Raw genomic sequence first — 20870 nt, 5'->3', positions numbered from 1 at the left:
GGGCGCTCAACTGCCGGGCGGGGTGGTCAGGTGGGGGCCCAGGAACGCTAGTTGGCGGGGGAGCATTTTGCGGCGGAACGCCGCGTCGTGGCAGCCGGAGTAGATTCCGCCTTCCGGCTGCTCGCCCGCGTCGCGCAGGGTCGCCAGAAGTTCCTTGGTCGGGTCGGCGAAGGAGTCGTGGTCGCCGCATCCGGCCCACGTCGGGATCCCGGTCAGTCGTCGGCCGTAGTGCCGCGCGTCCGCGTCGTTGATCGCCGGTGACGTCGCCACCAGCGCGGCCACCTTCGAGGCGCCCTGCTCGGACGCCAGGCGCAGCGCGCCGTCGCCGCCCATCGACCAGCCGAGCAGGCCGAACCGTCCGGTCTCCAAACCTTGTTCGGCCAGGAATGGGAGCAGGTGGTTCATGACGAGGCCACCGGTGTACCAGCGGTCCACGGACGCCACGGCGAACGGCGGCGTCCCCTTGCCCACCGCGTCGGCCAGGTAGTTCTGGATCGCGTACACGTCGAACGGGGTGCGCGCGTTCCCACCGCCGCCGTGCAGCAGGACGGCGACCGGCAGCGGCGAACGTGTACCGGGCGGGCGGCCGATCACGACGCGGACGGACTCGCCGCCCGCGCGCAGGGTGTGCTCTTGCACCGGGCCGGCTGGGGTCGGCGGGGGAGCGGGCATGTCGCCGCAGCGTCCGAGGGCCCGCGCGGCGCGTTCCTTGCCCGGCAGCACGCCCGCTTCCACCAGCGCCGCGACGCCTCCGCCGGCCGCGAACACGCCCGCGGCGATCAAGAAGCCCCGCCGTGCCATCTCGCCCATCGCCCCTCCCGCCTCAGAAAGTAGTGGCTTCGGTGATCTACCGGGGGAAAACGCCCTCGGGGGATGGGCCGCGCCGACTTTGGGCGAGGTCATTGACGCGGCCTCCGGGGTGTGCAATAACAGCGTTACTGGTAAATAACGCTGTTATTGAGGACGGTATGGCTTCGAGCGCGTACGAGCTGGCGCAGCGGCTGGGGGACGAGGCGGTGCGCACGTCGGTGCTGGACGCCGCGAGCCGGTTGCTGGCCGTCGAGGGGCCGGGGGCGCTGGCGCTGCGGCGGATCGCCGCCGAGGTCGGCTGCTCCACGACCGTCCTGTACCGGATGTTCGCCGGGAAGGCCGGGCTGGTGGAGGCCCTGTACGTCGAGGCGTTCGAGCGGTTCCGGCGGCGGCTGGCCGCGGTGCCGAAACGGGACGACCCGTTGGCCTACCTCACCGACCTTGGGCGCGCCTACCGCGCCAACGCACTGGACGAGCGCAACTACTACCGGCTGATGTTCGGCGAGCCCGTCCCGGGGTTCCGGGCGAGCGACGACGCGCTGGTGCGGGCCGCGGCGACCTTCGCGATCCTGGAGGACGCCCTGGCCGACTGCGCCGCCGCCGGGCTCCTCGTCGACGGCGACCCGCGCCATTTCGCCGCGTCGCTCTGGGCCGCCATCCACGGGGTGGTGAGCCTCGAACTGGCGGGCCACCTGCCGGACGACGCCGACGAGATCTTCGACGCCACCCTCATCGCCATGGGAATCGGACTGTTCCGCAAATAGAGAAGCGAGGCCCCGATGTCCAATCCGTACCTGGAAGGTCTTCTCGCCCCCGTCACCGAAGAGGTCACCGCGCACGACGTGCCCGTCACCGGGCGCGTCCCGTCCGAGCTGAACGGCCGCTACCTGAGGGTCGGCCCCAACCCCCTCGGGCTGGAGGACCCGGAGTCGTACCACCTGTTCACCGGGGACGGCATGGTGCACGGCGTGCGGCTGCGCGACGGACGCGCCGAGTGGTACCGCAACCGCTGGGTGCGGTCGCGGCGGGTCGCGGCGAAGCTCGGCGAGGAATGGCCCGCGGGGCCGGTCTTCGACGACTTCGACTTCGCCCCGAACACCAACGTGATCGGCCACGGCGGCCGGACGTTCGCGCTGATGGAGGCCGGGTCCAGGCCGTACGAGCTGAGCCGTGACCTCGGGACGCTCGGGCCGTGCGACTTCGGCGGCACGCTCAAGGGCGGCTACACCGCGCACGCGAAGAAGGACCCGGCGACCGGCGAACTGCACGCCGTCGGGTACTACTTCGGGTGGGAGCACCTGGAGTACACGGTGCTGAGCGCGTCCGGGCTCGTCACCCGCTCGTTGGAGATCCCGGTCGAGGACGGCCCGATGGTGCACGACCTCGCGCTGACGCAGAAGTACGTCATCGTGTACGACCTGCCCGTCACGTTCTCGATGGACATGGCGATGTCCGGCGCCGCCCTCCCGTACGCGTGGAACGACGCGCACCCGGCGAGGATCGGCCTGCTTCCCCGCACCGGCGACGCGACGGACGTGCGGTGGATCGACATCGAGCCGTGCTGGGTCTTCCACACGATGAACGCCTACGACGACGGCGACCGGATCGTCCTGGACCTCGTGAAGTTCCCCAGCTTCCTGCGGGACGGCCGCCTGGAGGGCAACCCGCCGCCGGTGCTCGACCGCTGGACGATCGATCCCGCCGCGGGCACGGTCGCGCGGCAGACCCTCGACGACCGTCCCCAGGAGTTCCCCCGCGTCGACGAGCGACTGACGTCCCTGCCGCACCGCTACGGCTACACCGTCGCGTCGCAGGCGGTCGGCGACGATCTCGGCGGGGAGGCGCTCCTCAAGTACGACTACCGGACGGGACGCGGCGACACCCGGCTCTTCCCGGCCGGTTCGGCGGTCGGCGAGGCCGTCTTCGTCCCGGCCGCGCCCGGCTCCGGCGAGGACGACGGCTACCTGATGACCCTCGCCTACGACGCCGAACGCGGCGCCACCGACCTGGTCGTCGTCTCCGCGCAGGACTTCACCGGCGACCCGGTGGCCGTCGTCCACCTGCCCGTCCGCGTACCGCCCGGCTTCCACGGCAACTGGCTCCCCGACGACGGCTGACCGGCGGCCCGGGACCGGTCCCGCGAGGGAGGGGGCACACTTCCGAACGATCGGAGCCGGAAGGCGGGCCGGACGCGGTCGTCGCGTCGTCCCGGCCCGCGACGGCCCGGCGTGACCTCCGGCCGCGCGGGACGTCAGAGCCGCTTGAAGTAGCGGGAGATCGGGAGTTCGACGAACCCGGCGCGCTCGTAGGTGAGGCGGGCGGGGGCGTGGCCGGGGTCGCCGCCGGTCTCCACCATCGCGAGCGGCAGGCCCGCGTCCTTGATCCGGTCCAGCGCGAACGACGTCAACCGCGACCCGACACCGCCGCGCTGGTGGTCGGGGTCGACGGCGATCATGTAGATCTCGCCCATCTCGTCCTCCGGGTGCAGCCGGACGGCGACGAAGCCGATCACGCGGCCGTCGAGTTCGGCGACCCACACGTCCCCGCCCGCGCACACGGACAGGACGGCCGCGCGCTGGTCGGCACGCCAGTCCGGGTGCATCAGCTCGAACAGGCCGGACGGTCGCAGGACGTTCGCCAGCGAGGCGAAGACCGGCTCCCACGCGCGCAGGGAAAGATCGACCACCGCGTCGTGGTCGCGGGGGGCCAGGGGCCGGATCGCCAGTCGCATCCGGTCATCGTGGCAGGCGGACGTTCGTCCGGCGATCGGTTTTTCAGTGGTTCTCGACCGGGAGCAGTTCGGCGGCGAATGCGTCGAGCCAGGCCGGACGGGACGTCACGCGGCCCGCCGGGCGGACGACGAACTTCGACAGCCCCGCGTCGATGAAGCGGCGGAGGTGTTCGCGGGCGTCGTCCCAGCTCCAGCACACGAGGTCGCGCGGGTCGGCCACGTCGGGACGGTCCGCGCGGAGCCGGGTGAGCAGGGCGTCCACGGTGCGTTCGGGGGCGTCGTCCGGGACGATCGTGAGGTAGGTGCCGTAGTGGTCCGCGTCGATCGTCCGGCCCGCTCGGTCGGCGGCGGCCAGGATCCGCTCGCGGCCGGTCTCGGCGTCGGCGGGGGTGATCGTGCCGGCGAGCCAGCCGTCGCCGAGCCGTCCGATCCGGTCCATCGCGGCGGGGACGCGGCCGCCCAGCCACAGGTCGAGGGGCTTGGCGGGCAGCGGCGCGACCGACGCGTCCTCGAAGGTGAAGAACCGGCCGCGATGGGTGACGGACGGGCGGGTGAGCAGCGCCCGGACGACCTGCAGCGCCTCCTCGAACACCTCCGCGCGGCCGCCGTCCACGGGGAAGACGGGACGGTCGCCGCGCCGGGCGGGACGGACGCCGAAGACGGGCAGGACGCGCCGGGGTGCGAGCGCCGCGAGCCCGGCGAGCTGTGCGGCGACGACCGCCGGGTTGCGTCCGGGGAGCACCAGCACGCCGGTTCCGAGCTTCAGCCGTTCGGTGCGGCCCGCCGCGTAGGCCATGCCGACCAGGGGGTCGACCGAGCCGGGCGCGGACACCAGGTCCGACAGCCACAGCGAGTCGATCCCGCGCGCCTCCAGGTCGGCCGCGAGCCCGCCGAGCCCGGGATCGTCCGCCGCGCCGCGTTCGGGCACGTCCCCCACACCGATGCGGATCTTCATACGGCCATCAGATCTCTCGCTCGCGCGGACCGTCAAGGCGGGCCGAGTTCGAGCCCGTCCAGGCGCGCGGTCAGGCCCGCGCGTTCGCCCCGCCGGACGTCCGGTGCGACGCCGAGCGCGGCCAGTTCGGTGCGCAGCGCGGCGGGGGACGGGTGGGCGACGACGAACGAGCGGAGCGGGACGACCGGCAGCGCGTCCGCCGGATGGTCGGCCGTTCCCCAGTCGATGAGGAACGGCCGGACGCCGGGCAGCGGCGGGGTGAGCCGCCAGGTCAGGAGCGTGCCGTCGGGGCGCCGCCGGCGACATCTCGCGCGCGTCGTCCAGCCCGACGCCCGCGGCGCGGGCCCGGGCGACGGCCGCGTCGATGTCGGCGGTCGCGACGGCCCAGCCGACGAGAGCGGGCGCGGCCAGGTCGTCGACGCCGAACGGGCGGGGCGCGGCGGGTTCGGGCTGGTCGGGGTCCGGTCCGACGATCTCCAGGTAGGCGCGGCCGCCGACCCCGAGCAGGTGGTTGCGGGTGCCGAGGCCGACGTGCGGCCCGCCCTCGACCGGACGCACGCCCGTCCGTTCGGCGACCCGCTCCACCGCGGCCGCGAGGTCCGGCGCCGCGTACACGAGGTGGTCGAGGGCGGTCATGGCGCGGTTCCTCTCGTCAGGCTGCGCAGCGCCAGCTCGACCCAGCGGCGGCGGGCGGGTTCGGGGACGTCGTCGTCCGGCAGGGTGCTCATCAGCAGCACCAGGTCCCCGACGGTGACGTCGGGGCGCAGGGTGCCCTCGCGGGACGCGGCCTCGACGATGCGCGAGAGCCCGCCGAGGGCGCGTTCCGCCAGGTCGGGACGGTCGCCGACGCCGAGGTTGCGCAGGGCGGCCTTCACGCCGCGGTCGTGGCCGACGGCTTCGCTGGCCCATTCGAACAGGGTGGTCAGCGCGGCGACGGCGCTGCCGCCCGCGTCGACGCGCGCGACGGCGGCGTCGAGGGTCTCGAACATGCGGGCGGACATCTCGTCCACGATCGCGTTCACGAGGTCGGCCTTGGTCGGGAAGTGCCGGTAGAGGGTGCCCACGGCCACGCCCGCCTCGCGGGCGATGTCGTCCATTCCGGCGCTCTCGCCGCGCGCAGCGATCAGCGTGCGCGCGGCGCGCAGGATGTTGGCCCGGTTCCGCGCGGCGTCGGCGCGCAGCCCCATGGAATCACCGTCCCTTCCGCGAACTCCACAAGATGAGCTATGGTTCACCATATATCGTGAACCTACGTTCAGGTTATGGAGGATCCGTGCCCGAACACAGCGCGGCCGGCCTGCCCGGCCTCGACGGCCGCACGGCGATCGTCACCGGCGCCAACACGGGAATCGGCCGGGCGACGGCCGAGGCGCTGGCGCTGCGCGGCGCCCGCGTCGTGATGGCCTGCCGCGACCGCGCGAAGGCCGAGGCCGCGCGCCGCGAGATGCTGGACGGCACGGGCGTCGGCGCGGACCGGCTGATCGTGCGGCGGCTCGAACTGGGAGATCTGTACGGAATCGCCAGGTTCGCCGAGGAGTTCCTCGACGAAGCGGACCGGCTCGACCTGCTCATCAACAACGCGGGACTGGCGTTCGTCGACCGGGGCCGCACCGCGGACGGCTTCGAAACCCACTTCGGCGTGAACCACCTCGGGCACATGGCGCTCACCCTGCGCCTGCTGCCCGCGCTCGTCGCGACGCAGCACTCCCGCGTCGTCACCGTCACCAGCGTCGGGCACCGGATGGGCCGCATCCGGCACACCGACCCGTGCTTCGCCGCGGGCGGCTACAGCCGCACCCGCGGCTACACCCAGTCCAAGCTGGCCAACGTCCTGTTCACCGCCGAACTGGCGCGGCGGCTCGACGGAGCGGGGCACGGCACGCTCGCGCTGTCGGCCGATCCCGGCGGCGCCCGCACCGAGCTGGGCACGAAGCAGAACGGCGGCGTGATGCGCGTGCTGGCCCGGCTCTCGGTGCTGATCCCGTCGCAACCGCCCGCGGGCGCGCCCGGCCCACCCTGCGCGCGGCGACCGATCCGCTGGCCCGCAACGGGGACCTGTACGGCCCCCGGCGCGGGTTCGGCGGGGAACCGGCGCGCCAGACGCCGGGCGCCCGGGCCCGCGACCCCGAATCGGCCGCGCGGCTGTGGGACCTGTCGCTGGAGATGATCGGCCAGGAGGAGCCCGCCGAACTCGCCGCGGCCCGCCCCCGCTGACACCCGTCCCTTTTTCCACTCCGAAAGCACGTACGTCTGCTTTCGCATGCCTTCTTTTAGGGGAACCATGTCCGCTCTCGCACGCTGGTGCTACCGGCGGCGTCTCGTCGTCGTGCTGCTCTGGCTCGGGGCGCTGGTCGGGCTGGGCGTCGCGTCCCAGTCGATCGGCACCTCCTACAGCACCGACCTCGTACTACCCGGAACCGAGTCCAAGACGGCTCTCGAACTGCTCCAGCGAACATCGCCCGAACAATCCGGATCCACCGCCACCGTCGTGTGGCGCGCGGAGCGCGGGACGGTCCGCGACGCGGCCGTCCGGGAGAAGATGTCCGCCGCGCTCGACGAGATCTCCGGCCTCCCCGGGGTCGGGGACGTGCGCGGACCGTACGTGCCGGGCGCGGAGGGGCAGATCAGCCGGGACGGCCGCACCGCCTACGCCCACGTCGCGTTCGGCGCGCAGACCGAGGCGCTCGCGCCGGACGACGTCGAGCGCGTCGCCGACACCGCCGCGCGGGGCGCCGCCGACGGCGTCCGCGTCGAGCTCGGCGGCCCGGCCCTCACCCGGATCAGCGAACCGAGCACCGGCACCGCCGAACTCGTCGGCGTCGTCGCGGCCGCCATCGTGCTGTTCCTGGCGTTCGGGTCGCTGTTCGCGATGGTCCTCCCGCTCGTCACCGCCATCGCCGGGCTCGGCACCGCGATCCTGACGATGGGCCTGCTCAGCAACGCGTTCACGCTCGCCGACCTCACCCCCACGCTCGGCACGCTGATCGGGCTCGGCGTCGGCATCGACTACGCCCTGTTCATCGTCACCCGCCACCGCGCCGGGCTGCGCGCCGGACGCGGCGTGCAGGAATCGGTGGCCGCGGCCGTGGCGACGTCCGGACGGGCCGTGCTGTTCGCCGCCGGAACCGTCGTCGTGTCGCTGCTCGGCATGCTCGTCCTCGGGCTGTCCTTCCTGAACGGCGTGGCGATCGGCGCCGCGCTGACGGTCGCGCTCACCGCCGTCGCCGCCGTCACGCTGCTCCCGGCGATGCTCGGCTTCCTCGGCACCCGCACCCTCGCCCGCCGCGAGCGCCGCCGCCCTCGCCGCGCACGGTCCCGTCGCCGAGACCGAGGCCACCGGCTTCTGGGCGCGCTGGGCGGGCACGGTGCGGCGGCGCCCCCGGGCGCTGTCCGCCGTGGCGCTGGTCGTCATGACGGTGCTCACCGTGCCGGTCTTCGGGATGCGGCTCGGCTCGTCCGACCAGGGCAACGACCCGCAGGGCACGACGACCCGCGCCGCCTACGACATGCTCGCCGCCGGGTTCGGCCCCGGGTTCAACGGCCCGCTGTACCTGGTCGCCGAGGTGCCGGACGAGCGCGGACGGGCGGCGCTCGACGCGCTCGTCGGGGACGTGCGCGGCGCCGCGGGCGTGGCGAGCGCGACCGCGATGCCGATGCGCGACGGCGCGTCCGTCGGCGTCGTCGAGGTGATCCCCACGAGTTCGCCGCAGTCGCCCCGCACGTCCGAGCTGATCGAGCGGCTGCGCGCGGAGGAGATCCCGGACGCCGAGCGCGGCACCGGCCTCCGCGTCCACGTGGGCGGCGAGACGGCCGTCAACGACGACTTCGCCGACGTCCTCGCGGGCCGGATGCCGCTGTTCGTCGGCGTGATCGTCGGCCTCGGCTTCCTCCTGCTGTTCGTGGCGTTCCGCAGCCTCGTCGTCCCGGCGACGGCCGCGGTGATGAACCTGTTCGCCGCCGGCGCGTCGATCGGCGTGGTCGTCGCGTTCTTCCAGTGGGGCTGGATCTCCGAACCGTTCGGGCTGGGCACCGGGCCGGTGGAGACGTTCCTGCCGGTGCTGATGCTGCCCGTGCTGTTCGGCCTCTCCATGGACTACCAGGTGTTCCTGGTCAGCCGCATGCACGAGGAGTGGACGCACCACCGCGACAACGGGCGCGCGGTGATCGTCGGGCAGGCGTCCACCGGGCGGGTCATCACCGCCGCCGCCACCATCATGATCGCGGTGTTCGCGGCGTTCGTCCTGGGCGGCCAGCGGGTGATCGCGATGTTCGGCACCGGCCTCGCCGCCGCGGTCGCACTGGACGCGTTCGTCCTGCGCACCGTGCTCGTCCCGGCGGTGATGCACCTCCTCGGCCGCGCGAACTGGTGGCTGCCGCGATGGCTGGACGCGCGCCTGCCGCACCTGTCGATCGAAGCGCCCGCCGAACCGCCCGCCGCGCCGCCCGCGTCCGTCCCGGCCCGGACGGACGCCTAGCCGCGGGTCACGCGGTGGCCGCGCCCGTTCCCGCCGGTGCCGACTCGGGTCCGCCGGCGGGAACGGTGCGGGTGAGCATGTGCGCCTCGCGCATCCGCCCGTCGGGGGCGAACCGCCCGAAGAAGTAGACCTCGATGTCGAGCTTCTTTCCGCGTTGCAGCACGTGCAGCGTGTACCGGGCGGCGAGCCGGTCGCCGTTCGCGGCCGCTTCGTGCACGTCGATGCGCTGGCTGGGACGGTTCTTGCGCACGGGGCGGGCGTGCGCGATGAGCTTGTCCCGGTCCATGCGGTGACCGTCGGCCACCTCGACGATGTCCGGCGTGTGGTAGCGGTCGATGACCACCGCCGGATCCTCCTCCTCGCGCAGGAGGTCCGCGGTGTAGTCGGTGAAGAAGTCCGCGATGAACTTCCCGGGGTCGATGTCGTCGAAGGGACGCACGGCACTCCCGCCGGTAGGAATCGGCTTTAACTCTTACAGTGTGTAAAATATGCAGCAGTCGACAACTTTGGCAAGGTGTAAGAGATGACCTCGTCCCCGGCCCGCAACCGCCGTGCCGACGCCCTGCGCAGCAGGGCGGCCATCCTGGACGCGGCCGTCCGGGTCCTGACGCCCGGCCCGACGCGGGCGTCGCGGCCGTCGCCACCGCCGCGGGCGTCACCCGCCAGACCGTCTACGCCCACTTCCCCACCCGGGACCGGTTGCTGTCGGGGGTCCTCGACCACCTCACCGCGGCGACCGTCGCGGAGATGGACGCCGCCGACCTCGACACCGGACCGGCCGCCGAGGCGCTGCTGCGGCTGCTCGACGCGGGCGCGGACGGCCGGCCGGCACCCCGTCCTCATGCGGGCGCTCGCCGCGCTGCCCGCCGACTCCGGGGAGGACGCGCAGCGCCACACCGCGATCGCCGACCGGCTCCGCCGCATCGTCCGGCGCGGCAGGCGGACCGGGGAATTCGACGACCGGCTCCCCGTCGACTGGCTCGTCACGGTGATCATCACGCTCGGCCACACCGCGAGCGAGGAGCGGGACGCCGGGCGGCTGTCGGCCGCCGAGGCGGACGAGGCGCTCCGCACCACGCTGCTGCGCCTGCTCGGCGCGGACGGCTCGTAGGCTCGTCCCCGTGACCGACTTCTTCGCCGGGGACACCCGCACCAACCGTGAGCGAATGCTGGCCGGGGATCCGTACATCGCGGACGACCCCGAACTGGAGGCCGCGTCGAAACGCGCGATCGCGCTGGCCCACCGGTACGGCGAGGTGTACCCGGCCGACCAGGGCGCCGCCCGTCCCGTCCTGGAGGAACTGCTCGGGTCGATCGCCCCCGACGCGCACATCCGGCCGCCGCTGTACGTCGACTACGGCTCCCACATCACGGTCGGTTCGGGCACGTTCGCGAACTATGGGCTGACCGCTCTGGACGTCGCGCGCATCACGATCGGCGACGACGTGCAGATCGGCCCGAACGTCCAGCTGCTCACCCCCACCCACCCCCTCGACCCCGAGCAGCGCCGCGCGAAGATCGAGGGCGCCGCCCCGATCGTCATCGAGGACAACGTGTGGATCGGCGGCGGCGCGATCGTCCTCGCCGGGGTCACGATCGGCGCGAACAGCGTCATCGGGGCCGGGGCGGTCGTCACCAAGGACGTTCCCCGCGACGTCGTCGCCGTGGGCACCCCGGCCAAGGTGATCCGCGACCTGTAACGGCCGGACGCGCCGTAGGGTTCGGCACGCCGTCGAGCAGGAGAACGGGACGCGGCACCGTCCCGGTATGAGCTTCCCCCTCGACCGCTAAGCCGTAAGAACGGACAGAACCGACTTCGTCACCGTGTCGGCGGCGTCCTCGGCGGCGAGGCGGCCCGCCCGGACCTCGTTCGCCGCGCCGTGCACGATGTAGTGGACGACGCTCACCAGCCAGGCTTCGCTCAGGTCGGTGCGCATGACGCCCTCCTCCCGGCCGCGCCGGACGAGGTCCGCCATCCGCCGTGCGGGCGGGTCGTGCAGCTCGCGCATCCGGCCCGCCGGGAGGACCCCCTCGGCGGCGGCCAGCAGGGACCCGGACTCGGCCGCGAGCCGCCAGCTCGACGCGAGCAGGCGGCCCATCGCCGCGCGGGCGTCCCCGGTGAGATCGACGGCCGCCAGGACCTCGTCGCCGTCGCGCAGCGCGTCCGTCAGAGCGGCTTCGACCAGGTCGGCGCGGGTGCGGAAGTGCCCGTAGAGGGTCATCCGCCCGACGCCCGCCGCACGGGCGATGTCGTCCGTGCTCGCGTTCGGGTCGGAGCTCAGCAAGGTGCGCGCGGCGGACACGATGCGGGCGATGTTGCGCTCCGCGTCGGCGCGGCGCCGGGGACGGGCGGACGGTGCGGTCACGCGAACCACCCTAACCCGTACGGCCATGTTCGAGTTATTGCGGCCCTCGGGGAATTCGTATGCAGGAGTACGAATTAGATTGGCCGAAGAACTCGTATCCAGACGTACGAGTTACGGCTACGGGAGGACCCGATGAAATCCCTCGACGGACCGCACCCGGCACGGTGGCGCGTGCTGGGCTTCCTCGGGGTGGCGCAGCTGATGCTGATCCTCGACGTCACGGTCGTGGCGATCGCGCTGCCCCACATCGAGGCCGACCTCGGCGTCGGCCGCGAGACCCTGACCTGGACGGTCAGCGCCTACACCCTCACCTTCGGCGGACTGATGCTGCTCGGCGGCCGCCTCGCCGACCTCGCGGGCGCCAACCGGATCGTGCTCGCCGGCCTCGTGCTGTTCACCGTGGCCTCGCTGGTCACGGGCCTGGCGGGGTCCGCCGAAATGCTGCTCGGCGGGCGCGTCGCGCAGGGCGTCGGCGCGGCGCTGCTGTCCCCGGCCGCGCTGTCCCTGGTCGTGGCGCTGTTCGACGGGGACGAGCGCAACAAGGCACTCGGCGTGTGGTCCGCGCTCGGCGGCGGCGGCGCGGCCCTCGGCGTCCTGCTCGGAGGCCTGCTCACCGCCGGTCCCGGCTGGGAATGGGTCTTCTACGTCAACGTGCCCATCGGCGCCGTGATCGCCGTGGCCCTCGCCGTCATGCTCCCCGCCGCGCCCCCGGCCGCCGCACGCGGCCGCGTCGACGTCCCCGGCGCCGTCCTCGTGACGGCCTCCACGGCGGCGTTGATCTACGCGCTGATCGGCGCGGGCGAGGACGGCTGGCTCACCGCCCGCACCGGCGGGCTCGTCCTCGCCGCCGCCGCGGGGTACGCCCTGTTCGGGTTCTGGCAGCGGCGCGCCCCGTCGCCGCTGATGGACGTCCGGCTCCTGGCCCGGCGTCCCGTCGCGACGGGCGCGTTCCTCATCTTCATGGCGACGGCACTGATGATCGCGGTGTTCTTCCTCGGCACCTTCTACTTCCAGCACGCTCGCGACTACGGCGCCCTCCGGACCGGCCTGCTGTTCCTCCCGGTCGCGCTGGCCACGATGCTCGGCGCCGACCTGACCGGACGCGTGCTCGGCCGGTGGGGCGGGCGCGCACCGGCCGTCGCGGGACTGGTGATCGCGGCGCTCGGCATGGCGGTCCCGGCGATCTCGCTGAACCCCGTCGCCGTCGCCTCCGGGGTGGCGTTCGCGGCGGCGGGCACCGGCGCCCTGTTCGTCGTCGCCTCGGCGACGCCCTCGGACGGGTCGCGCCGCACGAGGCCGGGGTCGCCTCGGGCATCGTGAGCACGTTCCACGAGTTCGGCGCGTCCTTCGGCGCCGCCGTCGTGTCGAGCGTCGCCGCCGCGAGCCTGGTCGGCACCACGCTCGACGGCTTCACCGAGGCGTACGCCCTCGCGGCGATCGCCGCCGCCGCGGGCGCGCGGGCCGCGCTCGTCCTGACCCCCGGCCGCGCGCCCGCGCCCGCCTAGCCGTCCGGAACTGTCGGTGCCATGCGCCACACTCGGCAGCGCGACTGGTGGGCCGGGCCGCGGTGACGCCGTGCCGGGCGGGGCGGGCGGCCCCGCCCGGCACGGTCACGCGGTCGCGCCGCCCGCCATGGACGGGACGGACGCGTCCTCCCGCAGCGGTCCGGTGCGGCGGACGCCCAGGTAGAGGAACGCGCTGCCGAGGACGAGCGCCGCGTCGAGGTAGATCGCGGTCGTCCAGCTTCCGGTCGCGTCGCGGAGGGCGCCGCTGACGACCGGGCTGGCGACGGCGCCGATCTCCGCGATGAGGTTCCACATGCCGAACGCCGAGCCGTGGTTCTCCGGCCGCACCAGGTCGGCGGTCAGGGCCTGCGACATCGGCTGGACGGCGTTGAGGAACAGGCCGGTGCCGAACATCAGGACGCCCATCACCCACAGCGACGGCTCTCCGACGAACTGCAGGTAGAGGCCGAAGAGGAGGACGAGGACGCCCTGCCCGACCGTCGCCGCGATGAGCAGGTTGCGGCGGCCGAGGCCGCGGCGCTGCGCGACGTCCGACAGCCAGCCGCCGACCGGGAAACCGATGATGCCCGCGCCCGCGTTGAACGCGGCGGTGAGCCCGGCCTCGACGAGCGAGCTGTCGGCGGCCGACGACACGATCGCGACCGACCAGTAGCCGAACAGCCAGATGCTCCACAGGATCGAGATCGCCGCGACGTAGATCAGCATGGTGTCGCGGTCGCGCAGCGCGGACGCCATCTGGACGCCGCGGCGGCGCTGCATGACCGCGACGATGGCGAGCGCGAGGACGATCTGCGCGACGGCCGCGAGCCACTCGGGGATGCCGAGCCGGTCGCTCGCCCAGAACAGCGCCATGATCAGCGCGCAGAACACGACGGCCATGGCGGCGAGGCGGCCGAACGGGGCGCGCAGCCGCAGCGGGCGCTGCACGAGCCGCCGCATGAAGCGCCACATGAACCCGGAGAGGATCAGCGTCAGGCCGCCGAACACCAGGAACGGGAGCTTCCACGCGTCGTTGCGGCCGAGGACGTCCTCGCCGAGGTTCAGCAGCGGGGGAGCGGCGATGTTCGCCACGGTCAGCCCGAAGGCGAGGCCGGTGATGGCGACGCCGAGGCCGAGGCTGCGCTTGTGCTCGGGGGTGTGGGTGACGACGAGGGAACGGTCGTTGGAGTAGAACGCGCCCTCGCCGAGCCCGGTGATCACGCGTAGCGCCACGAACGTGAACAGGCCCGCGAAGAGCCCGCTGACGATCGTCGCGACGCCGGCCCACACGAACGAGACGGTGAGGACGGCCGCGTGGCCGTAGCGGTCGCCGAGGTGGCCGCTCGGCAGCTGGGTGAGCATGTAGCCCGCGAAGAAGAGGCTGCCGATCAGGCCGCCGAGGGCGTGCGGATTCTCCGCCGCCTGCAGGAAGTCGACGTCGTTGTCGATCATCCAGGTGACCACGGGGCCGGTGATCGCCCGGTCGGCGTAGGCGAACAGCCAGCCGGCGAACAGGACCAGCCACAGGGTCCGGTAGTGGGGGACGGACGGGGTGGGGGTGGGTGGACGGTCTTGAGCGTTCACCATGTCGAACCTCGCTCTAGACGCTCGCCGGTGGGTCGCCGTGCGGGGCAGCACCGGCCGTTGGTTCCGAGGATGCTCGTATGTTTAATGCAATCCTGTCAAGGGTCGATCCGTGCTTCCGGTGCGAGCGGGGGCGAATCTTCCTGGAAGACATGTTTTGAACTGCAAGTACATCCGATGTTGTGGGGTTGTCGAGGGTGGCTGTCGCTGCTCTTGACGGCAAGATTTAATTAAATCTATGGTGACGCTCGACCGCGGCCGAAGGCTTCGGAGAGGAGCGTTGATGACCGACGACGTGCATGACCGGTACGTCCGTGCCGGGTTCGGCGGGACGGTCCGGCGCGGGCGCCGCCCGGCGCTCGTGGTCGTGGACCTGCAGAAGGGCTTCACCGACCCGTCCGTCCCCGTCGGCGCCGACATGCCGGACGAGATCGCGGCGGCCGGACGGCTCGTGCGGGCCTTCCACGAGGCCGCGGCGCCCGTCGTCTTCACGACCATCGCCTTCGCCGGGCACGCGCCGAGCGCGTGGCTGGACAAGGCGCCCGGGCTGGGCGTCCTGCGGGAGGGCACCCGGCTGGTCGAGATCGACGAGCGGCTGCCGCGCCGCGAGGCGGATCCCGTGGTGACCAAGACGGGCGCGAGCGCGTTCTTCGGCACCGGCCTCGCCGGGCTGCTGCGCGCCTACGGCGCCGACACCGTCGTGGTCTGCGGCGCCACGACCAGCGGGTGCGTGCGGGCGACGGCCGTCGACGCGGTCCAGTACGGGTTCCCGACGCTGGTGGTCGCCGACGCCGTCGCCGACCGGGTCCGGTCCGCGCACGACGCGACCCTCGTCGACGTCCAGGCCAAGTACGCCGACGTGGTGTCGCTGGAGCAGGCGCTCGACTATGTGGAGGTGCAGTGAACTATCGCCGGATCGGCCTGATCGTGCCGAGTTCCAACACGACGATGGAGACCGAGGTCCCCGAACTGCTCGCCCGGCGGCCGGGGGACGAGCGGTTCACGTTCCATTCGAGCCGCGCCGTGCTGCACACGGTCGACGCGGACTCGCTGCGCGCGATGGCGGGGCAGGCCGACCGGTGCGCGGCGGAGGTCGCGGACGCGGGCGTCGACGCGATCGCGTACGCGTGCCTGATCGCGGTCATGGCGCAGGGCCCGAGGGCCCACGAGGACGCCGAGCGGCGGCTGCGCGACGCGGCGTCGGCGGCGGCTGCGAGGCGCCGGTGACCAGCAGCGCGGGGGCGCTGGTGCGCGGGGTGCGGCGGCTCGGCCTGTCGAAGATCGCGATCGTCGCCCCGTACGCGCCGGAGCTGACCGACATGGTCGTCCGGTACTTCGCCGCGTACGACATCGAGGTGACGGCCGTCCGGAGCCTGTCGGTCACCGACAACCGGGAGGTCGGGCGGCTCGACCCGCTCGCGCCGCTGCGGCACGCCCGCGACCTGGACCTCGGGGACGCGCAGGGCGTGGTGCTGTCGGCGTGCGTGCAGATGCCGTCGCTCGCCGCCGTCACCGCGGCGCAGGACTCCCTCGGCCTGCCGGTCTTCTCGGCGGCGACCGCGACGACGCGCGAGCTGCTGGACGCGCTCGCCCTCGACCCGCGCGTCCCCGGCGGCGGCGCCCTCCTCGACGGACCCCTGGTGCCGGCATGATCGAACCGGAGGGGACCAGCGAGTTCGTCACCGCCGGTGGCCTGCGGCACCACCTGCTGCGCTACGGCGACGCGGGCGACCCGCTCGTGATCGTCCCCGGCATCACGAGCCCGGCACTGACGGCGGAGTTCGTCGCCCTCGAACTGGCCCGCGACCACCGCGTGTACGTGCTGGACGTGCGCGGCCGGGGCAAATCGGACGCACCGCCCGCCGGGAACTACACGCTCCGCCACTACGCGGACGACCTCGCGGGCGTCATCGACGCGCTCGGCCTCGGCGACCCGATCGTCCTCGGGCACTCGATGGGCGCGCGGATCGCCGCGGCGCGGCACGTCCTGCACGGGGCGCGGGGCCCGCTCGTCCTGGCGGACCCGCCGCTGTCCGGGCCGGGGCGCGGCCCGTACCCGACGGGCTGGGAGGCGTTCCGGACGCAGCTCGACGAGGCGCGGCGCGGCACCACCCCCGACGAGATGCGGCGCTTCTACCCGAAATGGCCGGAACGGGAGCTGCTGATCCGCGCGCAGGAGCTCCCGTCGTGCGACGAGACGGCGGTCCGCGAGACGCACGAGGGGTTCGAGACCGAGGACTTCTTCCCGTACTGGGAGCGGCTCGGACGTCCGGCGGTGCTGATCCGGGGCGGTGCGAGCCCCGTCGTGACCGATGCGGGCGCCGCCGAGCTCCGCCGGACGAACGGCGGCGTCCCGGTCGTGGACGTGCCGGGCGCGGGCCACATGATCCCGTGGGACGAGTTCGACGGGTTCGTCACGGCCGTCCGCGCATTTCTGCAGGAAACCCGGGCGATGGGAGGCCCACGATGATCGACCAGGTCGCGTTCACCGAACTCTGCCGCAGGCAGCTCGCACTGAGCGGCGTCCACGAGGGCGAGTCGGTGACCGTTCTGTCGCAGGGCGACGAGCGGATGAACTACGCCGACGCGTTCCTGAACGCGGCGCGGTCGCTCGGCGCGAAGGCCTACCACCTGCGGCTGCCCGCCCCGGGCGCCGCCGGGGGCGCGTGGGCGGTCGGCGCCTCCGGGCTCGCGTCCAACCCGGAGGCCGTCGAGGCGCTGAAGCGCTCCGACATGCTCGTCGACCTGATTTTCCTGCTGTTCTCCAAGGAGCAGACGGCGATCCAGGACGCCGGGACGCGCGTGCTGTCGGCCGTCGAGCCGCCGGAGCTGCTCGCCCGCCTGTTCCCGACGGAGGAACTGCGCGAACGCGTCGAAGTCGGGCAGGAGCTGATGCGCGGGGCGCGCTCGCTCCGGTTCACGAACGCGCTCGGCACCGACGTCACGTACCGTCTCGGCCGCTACCCGGCGATCACCGAGTACGGGTACACCGACGAGCCCGGCCGCTGGGACCACTGGCCGTCCGGTTTCGTGTTCACCGGCGGCGACGACGACGGAGTGGACGGACGCATCGTGCTCGCGCCCGGCGACGTCCTCCTCCCGTTCAACACCTACGTGCGGAACCCCGTCGAGATCACCGTCGAGAAGGGGTTCATCACCGACATCCGGGGCGACTTGGACGCGCACATGCTCCGCTCCTACATCGAGTCGTTCGACGACCCCCGCGGCTACGGCATGTCGCACGTCGGCTGGGGCCTCAACGAGAACGCGCATTGGCACGGGCTGCTGCCCCCGGCCTTCCCAGGCGGCATGGGCATGGAACCCCGCGCGGTCTACGGGAACGTCATGTTCTCCATCGGACCCAACAACGAACTGGGCGGACCCAACGACACGGCCTGCCACTTCGACATTCCCATGCGCGATTGCAGCCTCTTCCTGGACGACGACCCGATCGTCCTGGACGGCGACGTCGTCGTCCCCGAAATGCAGCCGGCGTCCCGCCGCTGAACACGAAAGGAAGCCGTACGTGGCTCGTGAACTGCACACCACGGTCGCCATCGTGGGCGCCGGCCCCGCCGGTCTCACCCTGGCGAACCTGCTGCAACGCCGTGGGGTCTCCTGCGTCGTCCTCGACAAGTTCAACCCCGAATCCATCCGCGGCCGCGCGCGCGCGGACTGCTGGAGCACCGGACCGTCGAACTGATGGACCAGATGGGGCTGTCCGACCGGCTGCACAAGGAAGGCGCCGTCCACCACGGCTGCGAGTTCCGCGTCGAGGGCGAAAGCTTCTTCGCCGACTACTCCGCCATGTACGACAACAAACCGCACTACGTCTTCCCCCAGCAGGAAGTCGTGTCGGACCTCCTGGACGGCTTCGAAGCGGCGGCGGGACCGCCCTGTACGAGACGACCGCCACGAAAGTCCTGCAATGGGAGGGGTCGCCCCGCGTGGAGTGCGCGGACGGAACGGTCGTGCACGCCGAGTTTGTCGCGGGCGCCGACGGCCAGCACGGCGCCGCCCGCGCGTCCGCGCCGTGGGAGCTGTTCACGGAATACCGCATGCAGCACGAGTTCCGCTGGCTGACGCTGCTCGCCGAGGCCCCGCCGTCCTCCGACTCGACGATCTACGCAGTCCACCCCGCCGGGTTCGCCGGGCACCTGCTGCGCTCCGACACCGTCACCCGCTTCCACCTGCAGGTCCCCTTCGCCGACACCGTCGACGACTGGCCCGACGACCGCATCTGGCACGAGCTCCGGATCCGCCTGGCGCAGCCCGGCTGGACCCTCAACGAGGGGCCCGTCTTCAGCAAGAACATGCTGGAGATGCAGAGCAAGGTGTGCGAGCCGATGCGGCACGGACGCGTGTTCCTGCTCGGCGACGCCGCGCACATCATCACACCGTCCGGCGGAAAGGGGATGAACCTGGCGATGGCGGACGCCGCCGAACTCGACGCCGTCCTCGCCCGCTTCGCCGAATCCGGGGACGAAACGGACCTCGACGTCTACTCCGCGCGCGCCTCCCCGACATCTGGAAGGCGCAGGAGTTCAGCCACGCGCTCATCCACATGATGCACACCTACGAGAGCGATTCGCCCGACGCCGCGTTCCGGCAGAAGCTGCAGCGCTCCCGGCTGTGGCAGCTCGAACACTCCACCGCCTACGCCCGCAACTTCGCCGAGAGCTACATCGGCCCACCGCTCGGCTGGCCGTTCGCGTGAGATCATGCCGGGGGCGAGAGGGGGACCCGTGGGGCCGACCGGGCCGGGCCGCGACGCGACGCTGACCGACTTCGCCGCGGACGAGATCCGCAAGCGCATCGTGCTCGGCTGGCTGCCGCCCGGCACCAAGCTGCGCGTCGACCCGCTCGCCGCCGAACTCGACGTCAGCCGCGTCCCCGTCCGGGAGGCGTTCCGCGAACTCCTCGCCGAGGGCCTCGCCGAGGTCTACCCCCGGCGCGGCGCCGTCGTGTCCGACATCCGCCGCCACGACGTCGAGGACGGCTACCGCATGCTGGAGGAGGTGGAGGTCATGGCGGCCGAACGCGTCGCCGCCACGGCCTCCGCCGACACCGCCGAACGCATGCGCCCCCACCTGCTCCGGCTCAAGGAGCTCGCCACCGACCCCGACCCCCTCGAACACCTCCTCGCGCATCGCGCGTTCCACTTCGAGGTGTTCGCCGCCCTCGGCCCCGGCATGCTCCGCCGCACCTCGCAGATGCTGTGGCACGCCTGCGAGCGCTACATCAACGCGTCCGCCCGCGGCGACCGCCTGCAGCAGGCCTACCGGGAGCACGCCGAACTCGTCCGGTTCTTCGAGACCGGCGACACCGTCGGCGCCGTCGCGATGACCCGCATGCACGTCGCCCACGGCTGCCAGGCCGCCCTCCGCGGCCTCGGCTTCGACTAGACCAGAGCCAGCGCCCCGAGCGAGACCGCCCCCACGAGGAGCGTCGAGAGCCCGCCGAGCGCGAGCCCCCGCCGTCCCGTCCGCAGCAGCCGCCCGATCCGCACGGACGACCCCAGCCCGAACATCGCGGTCGCCAGCAGCACCGTCGACAGGTCCCGCGCCCCCGCGAGGACGGCCCCGGGCACGACGTCCGCGCTGCGCAGGAGCATCGCGGCCAGGAACCCGACGACGAACAGGGGCACGATCGGCGGCCGCGACACCTCCCCGTCCCGCCGCCGCAGGACGCCCACCCCCGCGACCATCGGCGCCAGCAGCACCACCCGGGTGAGCTTCACGATCACCGCCGTCCCCACCGCCGCCGCACCGGCCGGGGACGCCGCCGCGACGACCTGCGCGACCTCGTGCACGCTCAGCCCCGCCCACATCCCGAGCGCCTCGCCGTCCAGGCCGAACACCCGGGTGCCGAGGAACGGTACCAGCACGATCGCCGCGCTCCCGTAGATCGTCACGAGCGTGACACCGCTCGCGACGTCCTCCCGCTCGCTCCGCGCGACGCCGTCCATCGCCACGATCGCCGACGCCCCGCAGATCGAGAACCCCGTCGCGACCAGCAACCCGAGCCCCCGCGACACCCCGAGGACCCGCGCGAGCGCGAGCGTCCCGGCGAACCCGGCCGCCACGGTGACGACCACCGCCGCGATCGTCCCCGGCCCCAGCCGCAGCACCTCACCGAGGCTGAGCTGCAACCCGAGGAGCACCACCCCGACCCTGAGGAACCTCCGCGTGGCCCACTCCAGCCCGTCCGACGCCCGCCCGGGCAGCACGCCGCCCAGCAGCACCCCCAGCAGCACCGCCACGGTGAGGGCGCTCACCGCGGGCACGAACCGGTTGAGCACCATCGCCGCGCCCGCGCCGGTCACCGCGACCGAAACACCCGGCCCGACCCGCCCCCACCACGCCCGCATGCGCGTCATGTTCGATTCGGGGGCCGCGTCGGCGTGTACAGGATCCATGCGTCCGAGCCTTCAGCCGTCCGGCG

The 20870-nt window shown here is 73.1% G+C and carries 26 protein-coding genes and 2 pseudogenes; 19 read left to right on the top strand and 9 right to left on the bottom strand.

Annotation, left to right across the window (positions count from 1 at the left end; genetic code table 11):
• Nucleotides 1-6: 6 nt before the first annotated feature.
• Nucleotides 7-810 carry a hypothetical protein gene (locus BJF79_RS55400; RefSeq protein WP_075897971.1) on the bottom strand — a complete coding sequence of 268 codons (804 nt, stop codon included), beginning with the start codon at nucleotides 808-810 and terminating at the stop codon, nucleotides 7-9.
• A gap of 158 nt (nucleotides 811-968) precedes the next feature.
• On the opposite strand from BJF79_RS55400, the gene BJF79_RS14840 reads away from it, so the two are divergent.
• Nucleotides 969-1574, top strand: coding sequence for a TetR/AcrR family transcriptional regulator (locus tag BJF79_RS14840; RefSeq protein ID WP_083733450.1), 606 nt, complete (start codon nucleotides 969-971; stop codon nucleotides 1572-1574).
• A gap of 15 nt (nucleotides 1575-1589) precedes the next feature.
• The gene (locus tag BJF79_RS14835; protein WP_075897969.1) at nucleotides 1590-2927 is read left to right on the top strand and encodes a carotenoid oxygenase family protein; all 1338 of its coding nucleotides are present in this window, start codon (nucleotides 1590-1592) and stop codon (nucleotides 2925-2927) included.
• Between the two features lie 134 nt (nucleotides 2928-3061).
• Here the strand turns inward: BJF79_RS14835 and BJF79_RS14830 are convergent, their stop codons facing one another.
• From BJF79_RS14830 to BJF79_RS14815, 4 genes and pseudogenes are all read right to left on the bottom strand, one after another.
• Complete coding sequence (locus BJF79_RS14830) at nucleotides 3062-3541, bottom strand: GNAT family N-acetyltransferase (RefSeq protein ID WP_075897967.1); 480 nt, start codon at nucleotides 3539-3541, stop codon at nucleotides 3062-3064.
• A 43-nt stretch (nucleotides 3542-3584) separates the two neighbouring features.
• On the bottom strand, nucleotides 3585-4496 hold the full coding sequence (locus BJF79_RS66880) for a TIGR03854 family LLM class F420-dependent oxidoreductase (protein ID WP_075897965.1): 912 nt from the start codon (nucleotides 4494-4496) through the stop codon (nucleotides 3585-3587).
• Between the two features lie 32 nt (nucleotides 4497-4528).
• Nucleotides 4529-5132: pseudogene (locus BJF79_RS66875) on the bottom strand (VOC family protein).
• The gene (locus BJF79_RS14815) at nucleotides 5129-5683 is read right to left on the bottom strand and encodes a TetR/AcrR family transcriptional regulator (protein WP_075897963.1); all 555 of its coding nucleotides are present in this window, start codon (nucleotides 5681-5683) and stop codon (nucleotides 5129-5131) included. The pseudogene BJF79_RS66875 and the gene BJF79_RS14815 overlap by 4 nt, the downstream one beginning before the upstream one ends.
• A gap of 86 nt (nucleotides 5684-5769) precedes the next feature.
• On the opposite strand from BJF79_RS14815, the gene BJF79_RS14810 reads away from it, so the two are divergent.
• From BJF79_RS14810 to BJF79_RS59925, 3 genes and pseudogenes are all read left to right on the top strand, one after another.
• A complete protein-coding gene (locus BJF79_RS14810) occupies nucleotides 5770-6663 on the top strand; it encodes an SDR family NAD(P)-dependent oxidoreductase (protein ID WP_262402030.1) in 894 nt (297 codons plus the stop codon).
• A 93-nt stretch (nucleotides 6664-6756) separates the two neighbouring features.
• Nucleotides 6757-7743, top strand: a pseudogene (locus BJF79_RS66870) (MMPL family transporter); the annotation flags it as partial.
• A gap of 148 nt (nucleotides 7744-7891) precedes the next feature.
• A complete protein-coding gene (locus BJF79_RS59925; protein ID WP_262402028.1) occupies nucleotides 7892-8971 on the top strand; it encodes an MMPL family transporter in 1080 nt (359 codons plus the stop codon).
• Nucleotides 8972-8978: 7 nt separating this feature from the next.
• Here the strand turns inward: BJF79_RS59925 and BJF79_RS14800 are convergent, their stop codons facing one another.
• The gene (locus tag BJF79_RS14800) at nucleotides 8979-9410 is read right to left on the bottom strand and encodes a nuclear transport factor 2 family protein (RefSeq protein ID WP_075897961.1); all 432 of its coding nucleotides are present in this window, start codon (nucleotides 9408-9410) and stop codon (nucleotides 8979-8981) included.
• A 38-nt stretch (nucleotides 9411-9448) separates the two neighbouring features.
• On the opposite strand from BJF79_RS14800, the gene BJF79_RS14795 reads away from it, so the two are divergent.
• Nucleotides 9449-10096 carry a TetR family transcriptional regulator gene (locus BJF79_RS14795; protein ID WP_262402027.1) on the top strand — a complete coding sequence of 216 codons (648 nt, stop codon included), beginning with the start codon at nucleotides 9449-9451 and terminating at the stop codon, nucleotides 10094-10096.
• A gap of 41 nt (nucleotides 10097-10137) precedes the next feature.
• Complete coding sequence (locus tag BJF79_RS14790; protein ID WP_143219944.1) at nucleotides 10138-10671, top strand: sugar O-acetyltransferase; 534 nt, start codon at nucleotides 10138-10140, stop codon at nucleotides 10669-10671.
• 87 nt (nucleotides 10672-10758) lie between these two features.
• Here BJF79_RS14790 and BJF79_RS14785 read toward each other — a convergent pair whose 3' ends face one another.
• Nucleotides 10759-11337 (bottom strand): TetR/AcrR family transcriptional regulator, encoded by a 579-nt coding sequence (locus tag BJF79_RS14785; RefSeq protein WP_262402026.1) that lies wholly within the window; start codon nucleotides 11335-11337, stop codon nucleotides 10759-10761.
• A 132-nt stretch (nucleotides 11338-11469) separates the two neighbouring features.
• On the opposite strand from BJF79_RS14785, the gene BJF79_RS14780 reads away from it, so the two are divergent.
• A complete protein-coding gene (locus tag BJF79_RS14780; protein WP_262402025.1) occupies nucleotides 11470-12657 on the top strand; it encodes an MFS transporter in 1188 nt (395 codons plus the stop codon).
• Complete coding sequence (locus BJF79_RS59920) at nucleotides 12654-12842, top strand: hypothetical protein (RefSeq protein WP_262402024.1); 189 nt, start codon at nucleotides 12654-12656, stop codon at nucleotides 12840-12842. The genes BJF79_RS14780 and BJF79_RS59920 overlap by 4 nt, the downstream gene beginning before the upstream one ends.
• Nucleotides 12843-12947: 105 nt before the next feature.
• Here the strand turns inward: BJF79_RS59920 and BJF79_RS14775 are convergent, their stop codons facing one another.
• Entirely contained in the window at nucleotides 12948-14429 is a 1482-nt protein-coding gene (locus tag BJF79_RS14775) for an MFS transporter (RefSeq protein WP_075897955.1), read from the bottom strand.
• Nucleotides 14430-14709: 280 nt separating this feature from the next.
• Here BJF79_RS14775 and BJF79_RS14770 point away from each other — a divergent pair, with 280 nt between their 5' ends.
• From BJF79_RS14770 to BJF79_RS14745, 10 genes are read left to right on the top strand one after another with little or no spacing between them, the layout of a single operon-like run.
• Nucleotides 14710-15330, top strand: a complete 621-nt coding sequence (locus tag BJF79_RS14770) for an isochorismatase family protein (protein WP_075897953.1) — start codon at nucleotides 14710-14712, stop codon at nucleotides 15328-15330.
• A complete protein-coding gene (locus tag BJF79_RS59915) occupies nucleotides 15327-15653 on the top strand; it encodes a hypothetical protein (RefSeq protein ID WP_262402023.1) in 327 nt (108 codons plus the stop codon). The genes BJF79_RS14770 and BJF79_RS59915 overlap by 4 nt, the downstream gene beginning before the upstream one ends.
• Nucleotides 15650-16078 carry a hypothetical protein gene (locus tag BJF79_RS59910; RefSeq protein WP_262402022.1) on the top strand — a complete coding sequence of 143 codons (429 nt, stop codon included), beginning with the start codon at nucleotides 15650-15652 and terminating at the stop codon, nucleotides 16076-16078. Before BJF79_RS59915 ends, BJF79_RS59910 begins: the two co-directional genes overlap by 4 nt.
• Entirely contained in the window at nucleotides 16075-16896 is an 822-nt protein-coding gene (locus tag BJF79_RS14760; protein WP_075897951.1) for an alpha/beta fold hydrolase, read from the top strand. Before BJF79_RS59910 ends, BJF79_RS14760 begins: the two co-directional genes overlap by 4 nt.
• Nucleotides 16893-17933, top strand: a complete 1041-nt coding sequence (locus tag BJF79_RS14755) for a leucyl aminopeptidase (RefSeq protein WP_143219934.1) — start codon at nucleotides 16893-16895, stop codon at nucleotides 17931-17933. Before BJF79_RS14760 ends, BJF79_RS14755 begins: the two co-directional genes overlap by 4 nt.
• 19 nt (nucleotides 17934-17952) lie before the next feature.
• A complete protein-coding gene (locus BJF79_RS59905; protein WP_262402021.1) occupies nucleotides 17953-18129 on the top strand; it encodes an FAD-dependent monooxygenase in 177 nt (58 codons plus the stop codon).
• A complete protein-coding gene (locus BJF79_RS66865) occupies nucleotides 18129-18509 on the top strand; it encodes a hypothetical protein (RefSeq protein ID WP_410050085.1) in 381 nt (126 codons plus the stop codon). Before BJF79_RS59905 ends, BJF79_RS66865 begins: the two co-directional genes overlap by 1 nt.
• Nucleotides 18398-18994, top strand: a complete 597-nt coding sequence (locus BJF79_RS59900) for an FAD-dependent monooxygenase (RefSeq protein ID WP_262402020.1) — start codon at nucleotides 18398-18400, stop codon at nucleotides 18992-18994. The genes BJF79_RS66865 and BJF79_RS59900 overlap by 112 nt, the downstream gene beginning before the upstream one ends.
• Complete coding sequence (locus tag BJF79_RS59895) at nucleotides 18991-19143, top strand: hypothetical protein (protein ID WP_262402019.1); 153 nt, start codon at nucleotides 18991-18993, stop codon at nucleotides 19141-19143. Before BJF79_RS59900 ends, BJF79_RS59895 begins: the two co-directional genes overlap by 4 nt.
• 28 nt (nucleotides 19144-19171) lie before the next feature.
• Complete coding sequence (locus BJF79_RS14745) at nucleotides 19172-19831, top strand: GntR family transcriptional regulator (RefSeq protein ID WP_262402018.1); 660 nt, start codon at nucleotides 19172-19174, stop codon at nucleotides 19829-19831.
• Here BJF79_RS14745 and BJF79_RS14740 read toward each other — a convergent pair.
• Entirely contained in the window at nucleotides 19828-20844 is a 1017-nt protein-coding gene (locus BJF79_RS14740; protein ID WP_262402017.1) for a YeiH family protein, read from the bottom strand. The genes BJF79_RS14745 and BJF79_RS14740 overlap by 4 nt on opposite strands.
• Between the last annotated feature and the right edge of the window lie 26 nt (nucleotides 20845-20870).

Source organism: Actinomadura sp. CNU-125, assembly GCF_001942465.1.
GTDB lineage: Bacteria > Actinomycetota > Actinomycetes > Streptosporangiales > Streptosporangiaceae > Spirillospora.
This window is presented reverse-complemented; position numbering and strand designations above follow the sequence as displayed.